Source organism: Mesorhizobium sp. M0701 (assembly GCF_040320365.1).
Taxonomy (GTDB): Bacteria; Pseudomonadota; Alphaproteobacteria; order Rhizobiales; family Rhizobiaceae; genus Mesorhizobium.
On sequence record NZ_JAMYPO010000040.1, the window covers coordinates 52,396 to 63,119 of the forward strand.

At 59.3% G+C, this 10,724-nt stretch carries 6 protein-coding genes; 3 read left to right on the forward strand and 3 right to left on the reverse strand.

Translation table 11 applies throughout. The features are described 5' to 3' along the window. Positions 1-12: 12 nt before the first annotated feature. The 3 genes from NKI24_RS28000 to NKI24_RS28010 all read left to right on the forward strand — a co-directional run bounded on the left by NKI24_RS28000 (position 13) and on the right by NKI24_RS28010 (position 4,755). Positions 13-918, forward strand: coding sequence for an SIR2 family NAD-dependent protein deacylase (locus tag NKI24_RS28000; protein WP_352749974.1), 906 nt, complete (start codon positions 13-15; stop codon positions 916-918). A gap of 73 nt (positions 919-991) precedes the next feature. Further along, positions 992-2,860: an ABC transporter ATP-binding protein gene (locus NKI24_RS28005; RefSeq protein WP_352749976.1), complete on the forward strand. Its 1,869-nt coding sequence runs from the start codon at positions 992-994 to the stop codon at positions 2,858-2,860. After that, on the forward strand, positions 2,860-4,755 hold the full coding sequence (locus NKI24_RS28010; RefSeq protein WP_352749978.1) for an ABC transporter ATP-binding protein: 1,896 nt from the start codon (positions 2,860-2,862) through the stop codon (positions 4,753-4,755). Before NKI24_RS28005 ends, NKI24_RS28010 begins: the two co-directional genes overlap by 1 nt. A gap of 613 nt (positions 4,756-5,368) precedes the next feature. On the opposite strand, the gene NKI24_RS28015 is transcribed toward NKI24_RS28010, so the two are convergent. From NKI24_RS28015 to nifA, 3 genes are all read right to left on the reverse strand, one after another. After that, positions 5,369-6,409, reverse strand: coding sequence for an LLM class flavin-dependent oxidoreductase (locus NKI24_RS28015; protein WP_352749980.1), 1,041 nt, complete (start codon positions 6,407-6,409; stop codon positions 5,369-5,371). A 91-nt stretch (positions 6,410-6,500) separates the two neighbouring features. After that, entirely contained in the window at positions 6,501-7,640 is a 1,140-nt protein-coding gene (hisC, locus tag NKI24_RS28020) for a histidinol-phosphate transaminase (protein WP_352749981.1), read from the reverse strand. A 235-nt stretch (positions 7,641-7,875) separates the two neighbouring features. Further along, positions 7,876-9,648: a nif-specific transcriptional activator NifA gene (gene nifA / locus NKI24_RS28025; protein ID WP_352749982.1), complete on the reverse strand. Its 1,773-nt coding sequence runs from the start codon at positions 9,646-9,648 to the stop codon at positions 7,876-7,878. Positions 9,649-10,724: the final 1,076 nt, after the last annotated feature.

Below are 10,724 nucleotides of genomic sequence, written 5' to 3' on the forward strand. Positions count from 1 at the left end.
GAGGAAACGAGCATGAACACGATCCTGACATCGGGCCACCTGGTCATCGTGCGGGACAGTTTTGCCGAAAAGCTGCTTGACCTGGCGAAGGAAGCGCTCGCCGCCGATCAGGTGATCCCCTATCTCGGTCCGGGTCTTCTTGGGTTCAACTGTGCGGAACCGCCTGTGCCGCATACGCCCGAGGTCGTTGCCGCGGCACTCAATGCACGGGCGCCAGCCCCTTCCAGGATCCGCACCAATATGTGGTCGGTTGCGCAGTTCATCGAACAGCGCCGGCATCGCCGGACGCTTCAAGCTTGGATGACCGACATATTCGCAGCGCCGGTGGCGCCGACCCTCCTCCACGCCTGGCTCGCAAGGCTGCCGCTCTCCCTCATCGTCGACAGCTGGTACGACGGCGCGATGCGCACGGCTCTCGTAGAGACCGGCCGAACGGACGTCGTTGAGATACAAGGCGTCACGCGGGCGAACGAAATCCGGGACATTTGGACGAAAACCTACGATCTGTCCGGGAGGGAACTCGACCCCCGATCGGGGGCAAAGACGGTTCTCTATACACCTCACGGGAGTATTAGGCCGGCGCAAAACTTTCTCGTCGCAGATTCCGACTATGTCGAAGTCCTGACCGAAATCGATATCCAGACACCGATCCCAGACGTGGTGAAGGAAGGGCGCGTCACCCGTGGATTTTTCTTCGTTGGCTGCCGCTTCAACGATCAGATGCTGCGCACCTACGCCAGGCAGATCATGAAGCGCTCCCGAGGTCCACATTGCGCGGTAATGGACGCGGAAACGCTGACCAGAAACGAAGCGCGTTTCCTTGCGGCAAGCGGAATCACGGTGATCGACATGCCAGTAAGTGAAGCCGCGGCTCGGCTTATAGGAACGGGCACTGCTGCAGGTGGTGGACAGGATTAACAATGGCGGGCCCCTTTGATGATTGGTCCTTCGGCTTGCCTCGAAGGCGCAAAATGCAGTCGGGAATACACCCGTGAGCAGTGATGCTATCGGCAGCGCAACGAACGCTCTGAATTCGTTGACCCATGTGGAAGCGGCGCGCTGGGGCAGGGATTTGAGTACGCTGTTGCGCATCACGCGTATGAATTTGCGGCATCCCTGGCAGGTCGCCTTCGCTATGGGCTCGACGATCATGGCGGCAATCCTCCAGTTGCTCATTCCCCAGCTTCTCGGCCGGGCTGTCGACCAGACCCAGACAGCCATTGGGGGCGGTGTCGCGGGGACCGCGGCAGGACAAGCGCTCTGGACCCCGGCTCTCCTGCTGCTCGCCGTCAGCGCGCTACGCGGCCTTTTCACGATGGCGCAGAACTATTTTGCCGAAGCCGTCGGGCATCATGTCGCGTACGAACTGCGGCTCGCCTACTACGACAAGATCCAGCGTCTCAGCTTTTCCTTTCACGACCGGGTCCATTCAGGCGATCTGATCACCATCGGAATGCTCGATCTCCAAGGCGTGCGGATGTATTTTTCCACCGCGCTCGTTCGCGTGCTCCTGCTCACCATGCTGATCGGGATCGGCGCCTACATGATGATCTCGACCGATCCCATGCTCGGCCTGGTCGCGCTGAGCTTCGTGCCTTTTGTCGCCTGGCGCTCATCGGCCACACAGCTTAGGCTGCGCGCCACCTGGCTCGACCTGCATGAGCGGCTTTCGGTACTAAGCCGCGTGATGGAGGAAAATCTCGCAGGCATCCGCGTGGTCCGCGCTTTTGCGGCTCAAGCCTACGAGATGCTGAAGTTCGACGGCGCTTCCAAGAACGCGCTCGACCTCGCCCACGACCGCGTTGACATCTACGTGCCCAGCACGTCGGCGATGACCTTGTCCTTCTTTTTCGCAATGGGATTGGTGCTCTGGATCGGTGGCAGCAAGCTCGTCGCTGGCGAGATCAGCGTCGGAACGGTGGCGACCTTCCTGACCTTCATGACAATCCTGCAAATGCCAGTCCGCCAGATCGGCCTCATGGTCAATGCCTTTGCCCGCGCTTCTAGCTGCGGTTCGCGGCTTTTCGGTCTCCTCGACCAGGAGATCACAATCAGGGATGCTCTCGAGGCCAGACCGCTCGAGATAAGCGACGGCACTCTGCGCTTCCACAATGTCTCGTTTGCGTACCCCAGCGCCGAAAACCGCGCCATTTTGAAGAACCTCAGCTTTGAGGCCCGTAGAGGCGAGACGATCGCGATCGTCGGTCCGCCGGGTTCGGGCAAATCGACGATGGCTCATCTGGTCCCCCGCTTTTACGACGTGACCGGTGGCGCCATCACGCTGGACGGCCAGGACATACGTAATGTCACCCTCGCGACGCTTCGCAAGGCGGTCGCCGTCGTACAGCAGGATGCATTCCTATTCACCACCACGATCGAGAACAACATCGCTTATGGCGATCCCTGGGCGAAGAGACAGCGAATAGAACGCGCTGGCGAATTCGCCCAGCTCCACAAATACATCCTCGGGCTCCCAGCAGGCTACGAGACGGTCGTGGGCGAACGCGGCGTCTCTCTCTCTGGCGGCCAGCGCCAGCGTCTCACGATTGCTCGCACCATGATGCTGCGCCCCTCCGTCGTCGTTTTCGACGACTCAACGGCGGCGATCGATGCCGGCACCGAGCAGCGCATCCGCGCGGCGATGCGGCGCTTCGCCAAGGATCGGGTGACGATCATCATCGCGCACCGGCTGAGTGCGCTTATGCACGCCGATCAGATCCTTTTTGTCGATAACGGCGAAATCGTAGAACGCGGCACGCATCAAGAGCTTTTGGCGAAGCGGGGACGCTACAAGGCCCTTTACGATCTCCAGACGCGCCCGGGTGATGACAATATGACCCAGTATGGGGGCGCCCGCTGATGGCGCAGTGCCGCGCCGGCGAAGTCGAAGCCGAACGTGACGACGGCAGACGCCCTCCGCGCGCGGTTGTCGGCTCGCACCGCATCGAGGAGGAGATGTTCGGCCGGGCTTTCGACAAGAGCATCCTCCGGCGCATCTGGGCTTTCGTCCGTCCCTATCGGGCCAGGGTAGTCATCACGATTGCAGCAATGCTGATCTTCACCGGGACGCAGCTTCTCATCCCGTTGATCATCCGCTACGCGCTCGACCAGGGCATGAACCCGGCAAGGACCGATCGCTCAGCCCAGCTCGCGGCCGTCGGCGCGTTCGTTTTGGCGATTTTGGTCAATTTCGCTGCCGGCTACATGCAGGAAACCGTGGTTGGGAAAGTGGCCGAAACTGTCCTGTTCGACATCCGCCGCGCCATGTTTGGCCATCTGCAGAAAGTTTCGCTCTCCTTCATGGAGAAGACCGAGGTCGGACGCCTCATGTCGCGCCTGCAAGGCGACGTCAACTCCATACAGGAATTCCTCGAAACCTCGGTATATTCCGTAGGCGATGTTGCGCTTCTCTTCGGCATCGTTTTCGTAATGCTGTGGCTCGACTTCCGCCTCGGCCTCCTGACGCTCTCGGTTCTGCCGGTCCTGGTGATCGTCCGCATTGTCTGGCTGCCGCGTGCCCGCGACGCCTTCATGGCCGCACACGAGACTAATTCCGTCGTCAACGGCGCGCTGGCCGAAGCCATTCACGGCGTGCGCACCGTCCAGTCAATGGACCGCCAGCAGGTGAATTTCATCCTTTTTGACGACAAGGCCCATGCCAACCTCAGGACCCACCTGATCGCTGCCAAATATGCACTGGTCATGGTGCCTATCGTCGATGGCCTCACCGGCCTCGCCATGGCCGCCGTTATTGTGGTCGGCGGCTCGATGGTCATGAATGGCCGCATAGATGTGGGCGTATTGGTTGCCTACCTATTTTACATCCAGCGCTTCTTTGACCCGATCCGCTCACTCACCCTGCAATATTCGGTCATGCAGCGCGCCATGGCCTCAGGCAAGCGCCTGACCGATGTGCTCGACGTCAAGATCGATGTTCAGGACAAACCCAATGCCGAGGTGCTTTCGCCCGAAATGGACGGCTCGGTCGAGTTCCGGGACGTCACCTTCGGCTACAATCCGAACCGTTCGGTGCTGAAAAATGTCTCCTTCCGGGTCAATCCCGGCGAGACGGTCGCACTGGTCGGTCCGAGCGGTTCTGGCAAATCGAGCGCGATGGCCCTGGTCCACCGCTTCTATGATGTTCAGCAGGGCCAAGTGCTGGTCGGCGGACATGATGTGCGCGATCTCACCCAGGAATCGCTCGGCCGCCAGGTCGCCATGGTGCTGCAGGAGCCGTTCCTGTTCACCGGGACGGTCTTCGAGAACATTCGATACCACAAGACAGAGGCCACGCGCGACAAGGTGATCGAGGCCGCCAAGGCGGTCGGCGCCCACGACTTCATAATGAGCCTCGCCGACGGGTATGAGACCCAACTTGGCGAACGCGGCGACAACTTATCTCTCGGCCAGCGCCAGCTTATCAGTTTCGCCCGCGCCCTCGTCGCCGACGCCAAGATCCTCGTGCTCGACGAAGCTACCGCCAACATCGACAGCTACACGGAAATGCAGATTCAGAAGGCTCTGATAAAGCTGCTTAAAGGGCGCACTGGCCTAATCATCGCCCACCGTCTTGCCACGATCCGGGGTGCCGACCGCATCATCGTGCTTCAGAATGGCCAAGTTGTTGCGACTGGCAACCACGATCAGCTAATAGCCATAGGGGGCCTGTATTCCAAACTCTACAATCTCAACTACGCCTCCTTCGACGATATTCCCGAACACGATACGACCGTACAAGCTGGCTCCCAGACCTGACGTCTTGCCGGCCTTGTGGTACTGGCATTGACTCGGGCGTGCCGGACACTCAGGCCGCCGCAGACGAGGAAGCAGGCAGCATTCATGAAAAGCACTCGCGCAGATCGTGAAGACCGGCTGCGAACGATTTCCTCCAGCATCGTTATCCGACCGCGGTGCACCCCGCGACATCGGGCGAACTCGCTCCAGGTGGTGTCGCTCGGCGTAGCAAAGCCGCTCACGAGCGCGCCCTCAACAGCGCCGTAGCGAGTGACGGCTTTGCTACCGTCGAGCCGCTGATGAAGCTGGATCTGGGCGCCGCACCGGCGCCGCCCCGGGCGAGAAGAACCTCTGCGGCGGGCTATGTGCCAACGACTAGCGCGAGCGCGACGAGCAGACGCGTGCCGGCATCGTGACGCGCTCGGCCATCATCTTCTTAGGATCGTGCAGGTTCACACGATGGCCCAGACGCCAGCCAACGCACAAACCCCTGGTAATCTGTGCCGCCGGCTCGTCGTCAGTTTGGCCTCCCTCCCGATTGCCCGCCCCACCACGTGCACGCTCGAGCACGTGGATGTGTGAGGGAGCGCTGTTACAACGATTTAACCTTCAGATCAGACCGCCAATTTCATGGTCAGACAAGTCGAGCCATGATTTCGGATTGAATGGTCGTCGCGGTGAACAGGGAAGCATCTAGCGGCAGATTTCCAAATGCCAGTTGACAAAGCAGGTAGTTGGCACCTGCCTCTTCCAACTGACCGAGCAGAGCTTTTCGCACAGATTCTGCTGATCCTACCACGCACAATTCACTCTCGACTGCCGCATCGAAGGTCAGCGGCAGGTTTGGTGGAGTGGGGATAGCGTTAAGCTCGTAAAGGAATTGGAAGCTCTTGAGCCATCGATCGTAAGCAGGTGCCGCGATCGAATACGCGTCTGTTTCAGAACGCCCAATCACCACCATTCGGAGCAATCCAATAAATGGCGCTCGATCGCCCGTGTCAGTGTTGTCCTCTCGATAGGCGCGGAAGGCATCTGTAGTTTTGCGAACAGAAGAGGAAGGCCCTACACACGCGATGTTTGCTCCATTCGCAGCGGCCCAGGCTGCGGACTCGGGTCGATTGGCGGCGACCCATGTCGGCGGATGTGGACGCTGATGAGGTCTTAGCGTCAAAGGAACGTCATTGAGCTCAAAATGGCGGCCTTGATAGCACAGCGTGCCAACCTTCATGGCATTAACAAGTATTTCAACAAGAATTTCGCTGGCTTCCGCATAGCGGCCCGGCACCGCGTCCGCACCAATCCCGAAGTAACCCAATTCGATCGGGAGAGCACCGCGCCCTATGCCCAGTTCGAGCCTGCCACCGCTCAACTGGTCCAGCATACAGATCTCTTCGAACGCACGCAGCGGATGATAAAGCGCAAGCAGCATCACCAAGGGTCCGAGACGCAGGCGCCGGGTGCGCTGGGCGACGCTCGATAAGAACAGATTCGGCGATGGACCTCTCCCATGGGGGGTACAGTGGTGCTCTGCGAGATGATAGGCATAGAACCCTAGCTGATCGCACGCCTCTGCTAATATCAGGCGATCTTCGTACTGCCGGGCGATATCGCGGCCGTCCTCGTCCAGATGATCGAAGATGCCGAAGGCTAGGTTTGAAGGAAAGACGTTTGTCACTCGATATTGTCCCCGATTTTAAAGCAGGCTGTTCTCTTGCTGGGATGACCAAGCAAGCCGAAAGATAGCAGTGTGTGATCTCGGATTAGCGTCAGCGTACCGAACAAGCAGAGCCTGACGCTCCCCTGCCCGTGGTGCTTGGTATGTTTAAGCTTCCAACTATATCGCGAGCGGCAGCAAGAAATGCATCCAATTGCTCTTTTGTGCCGATGCTGACGCGGATGCAATGTTCCAAACCATTGTCCGGAAAGTAGGCAACGAGTATCTTTTGCCTTTCCAAGGCTGCTTGCCACCATGAGCCGTCCTGTCCCGCTGGCACACGGGCTAGCAAGAAATTTGCGTGGGAGGGCGTTACGGAAAATCCAAGTTGCGACAGTGCGGCTGTCACTCGCTGTCGTTCATGTCTGATGTGCTTGTGGTTCTCTGCGTAGGCGCCGCGATGCGCAAGCACGCTGATACCAACCGCATGCCCGATCACGTTCATGTTGAAGACGTTCTGGATGTTGCGCAGCCTGCCAATAATCTCAGGGTGACCGAAACCGAAACCGACGCGAATGCCGGCGGCGGCATAGCTCTTCGAAAATGTTCTCAAGATCAGAAGGTTCGAATAACGGTTGATGAGGCGCAGCCCGTGATCGGGTGCAAAGTCGACGTAGGCCTCATCAAGGACGACCAGGCGATCCGATTGTGCCACGAGGCGTTCGATATTGCTTATCGAGAGGAATGTTCCGGTCGGATTGTTTGGATTGGCCACCAGAATGAACTTGGCGTCTTTTGCCGGACCGGAAAGCAATTGCTCCATTGGCAGCGAATGAGTTTGACATCCGATCTCGAGAAACTCAGCACCATGCAACATGGCAAGTTTGCGGTTGAACGAAAACCCTGGCGATATCATCGCCACCTTGTCGCCAGGGGCGAGGAAAGCTCTGTAGATGAGTCCGAGCAGTTCAGACGACCCGTTGCCTGCGATGACCTGATCCGTGGATACGCCATAGGTATTGGACGCTGCTTCCCTCAAGCTGATGTTATCGTCGTCCGGATACAGATACTGGCGATTGAGGGCCGCCACTGCACTTTGCATTATGATTGGCGGCAACGGAAACGGGTTCTCATTCGTATTCAGCTTGACAAAACTTCTGTCCGGCGCTGGTCCGTTGGACGGCAGAGCATCTAACTGTCGCGTCCCTTGCGGAAGAGACGAAAGCACAGCTTGCAGTTTTGCATCGGACATATTTTATCTCCGTTTCAGTCGCACAGGGGCATCCGTATGAGCTCGCAACGAGAGCAACATGGCGGACGGATTGACGATGGCAGCGTCGCCTTTCACAAGATGGTCGCAACGCCGGCTGCCACGGGAATTCGGCCAGGCTGTCCTCGGTCGGATCGACTTGACGCGGACGCGGATCTGCATCCCTGCGCGGGCCAAGCCGCTAAGCGGTCTCAGCTAATCCGCCTGAGTCATGCTTTCACAGACGCTTGACCTCGATGCCGTATTTCCTCAGCACGTAGCCAATCTGGCGCGGGGTCAGTCCAAGCAGGCGCGCCGCCTTTGCCTGCACCCAGCCACATCTTTCCATGGCAGCAATGACGCGCTCGGCGTCGGTGGTCCTCGCGCCCAATGAGTGGGTTGCTCCGGCAGGCGGGACTGTGGTGGCGGCCGAACGAGCGGCCGCATCCGGCGGCGTGGCCGGATTCACTGCCTCTGGCAGGATTGGCGCTGGTTGCAGCGCGGCCTTGCCCGATCTGCTCTTCCGCAGCGCCTCGGCAAAGCATTGGTCGTGGGAGCACGCAAAGTCGTTTCTCCCGATTGATAGTCCCTCCGCCAGGATCGCTGTCCGGTGCACGCAATTTTCAAGCTCGCGAATGTTGCCGGGAAATTCACATTTCATCAGTACTTCAATCGCACGCGGATCGAAGGTCAGCGTACGGCCGTTCTCATCGTTGAAATTCTTGAGAAACTCAGCTGCGAGGAGCGGAATATCGCTGCGCCTTTGGCGTAATGCCGGCACCAGCAAGGGAACCACGTTGATGCGATAATATAGGTCGGCGCGGAACTCATTCCTTGCAACCGCCTCTTCAAGGTTCCTGTTCGTGGCGGCAATCACGCGAACGTCGACCTTGATGGTCTGGTTGCTGCCGACGCGCTCAAACTCCTGCTCCTGCAGCACGCGCAGTAGCTTTGCCTGGAAGGAGGCCGAGATCTCGCCGATCTCATCCAGAAACAACGTCCCCTTGTCGGCGAGCTCAAAGCGACCCTTGCGGGAATTGAACGCGCTTGTGAAGGCACCCTTCTCATGACCGAACAATTCGGATTCCAGGACTGTCTCTGGCAGCGCTGCACAATTGAGTTTGATGAAGGGCCGCTTGGCGCGCGGCGACAACTCGTGAATTGCCTTGGCGACCAGCTCCTTCCCGGTACCGGATTCGCCTCGCAACAGAACCGTGGTCTTTGCCTTAGCTACCGCTGCGATCTTCTCGAGCAGCGCGCTTAGCGCCGGACTATCGCCAATCATTCCCTTGACGTGAACCTTCTTGCGCTGCGGTGCAGGGTGCTTGACATCAGAGAATTGCGTTTGCAGCCGATCTTCCACCTCCGTCGGTCGTTCGCGGTCGCCCGCGGAGAAGCGGTGCAACTTGACTGTCTGTCCCACCATGTTGGCTATCATGGTGAGCAGCCGGACATCATAATCGAGCCGAAACGTTGACCTGCTGTCCAAGGCGCGGTCGATAGTCAGCGTGCCTACGGCGTTCCCATCAACACGAATGGGAACGCCGATGAACGACACGGTGTCGGAGGCCCCAAGCACCTCTATGTCAGCGGCAGTGAAGGCCGAATGCACCGCTATGTTCTCGGCGACGAGCGGCGTGTCGGTCGTCACAATCCGATCGATTGCCTTGCGCGGCAGGCGCATCCGGGAGCGCTCATCGCTGTTCTCGTCGCAGCCGGTGACTACGGTGATGTCCAGTATGCCCTCAGCGTCGAAGAGAGCGATGATGCCGTGCCGCATCTGCACAAACGAGGGCAGGAGATCGACGACCTTGGCCAACGTGACTTCGAGCCGGGCGGGGTCGGTGAGTACTTTCGATATTTCGAAGATGCCGGTAAGCGCGTGCTCGTGCGATGGCACAAAAGGGACCGCGGTGTTCATCTCGGACTTTGGGTAAGCCCTTTTCGCATCCGGAAGCGAAATGCGGCACTCGCTGGCATTTTGTTCTGATTTGGGAATGTTGTGGTGCATATGATCCTCGATCTCGCGCCATGAAATGCATGCCGGCGGCATGTGCGCCCGCGACGTCGCGGGCAAGCGCGAAAATGCTCTGACGTGAACTCGTGCCACCGCCGTGTGGTCGAGTGCAAAGCGGGTCGACCCCTGACGCATCGCTTGGCTCTCCCTCCACGAAGCTTGGCCACGTTCTCGGCTTGCACGGGGGCAACCACACGTTGATTTTCAAAAGACTGGAGCGAGGCGGGATAGTCAATCGAGCTTTCTTTCATTCGTGAAAGGAAACCTCGCGGCCTATGATAGAATTCATCAGTTCTAATTTTTGTCGGCGATGTTGAACGACAGAAATACGGCGCCGGCGATGCGGTGCCCGAGCGGCTGACCGCGCCGAGTTGCCGGGCCGTGCCAGTCACCAGCGCCTGCGAACCAGGGGCGGGAGCGATAATCACTGCCGACGACACTGGTCGGTCGCGGCAACCGCCATTTCCTCGATATTGATGACGCAGATAAGGCGGCGGCGTCGCGTGTGAAGGCGCGAAGCTGGCGGTCGAGTGCGGCTTTCTCGGCGGTGCTCGGAACTTCTGAACCGCATCGTCGCGGTCAGCACCAGCGGCGTCAATCCCTACGTCTCGACGTCGCTTTCAAGCTGTCGCTGCAGCGGCAGCGCGGCAAAGAACACGGCAATTCTGCGCCCTGGTGCCAGCGATGCGGCCCTTCCCAAAGTCGGCAAACCGAGGAGCCCACCACGATGTGCAGCAAAACCGCAAGCCAGAGAGATCGACCGGCAATCTGCCGGAGAACATCAAGCGCGTGCTGGACGGCGGCCTTGTCATTCCCGTCTTGTGCCACCGCATTCATCCCATCATTGGCGAGCCAACGTCAGTTCAGGTCATGCGGATCCATTTGGCATGGGTATTGCGGCGGCGTTGGTGCAGCGTTCGACCGGAGCGCCGCGATAGGGAGAAGCCCGGGAGAAGTCACGCCACCTCGATCCGGTCAGGGAGAGAGAAACAGTGTCAGCTGCACAAGTCCGCGGCGCGAGTCCCGCGCCCCGCAAACCCTTCTATGCCAAGCTTTACGCGCAGGTGCTT

Bases quoted from the DNA above. Each gene is read 5' to 3' on its own strand.
- NKI24_RS28000 (WP_352749974.1), top strand. From the start codon at position 13: ATGAACACGATCCTGACATCGGGCCACCTGGTCATCGTGCGGGACAGT.
- NKI24_RS28010 (WP_352749978.1), top strand. From the start codon at position 2,860: ATGGCGCAGTGCCGCGCCGGCGAAGTCGAAGCCGAACGTGACGACGGC.
- hisC (WP_352749981.1), bottom strand. From the start codon at position 7,640: ATGTCCGATGCAAAACTGCAAGCTGTGCTTTCGTCTCTTCCGCAAGGG.
- nifA (WP_352749982.1), bottom strand. From the start codon at position 9,648: ATGCACCACAACATTCCCAAATCAGAACAAAATGCCAGCGAGTGCCGC.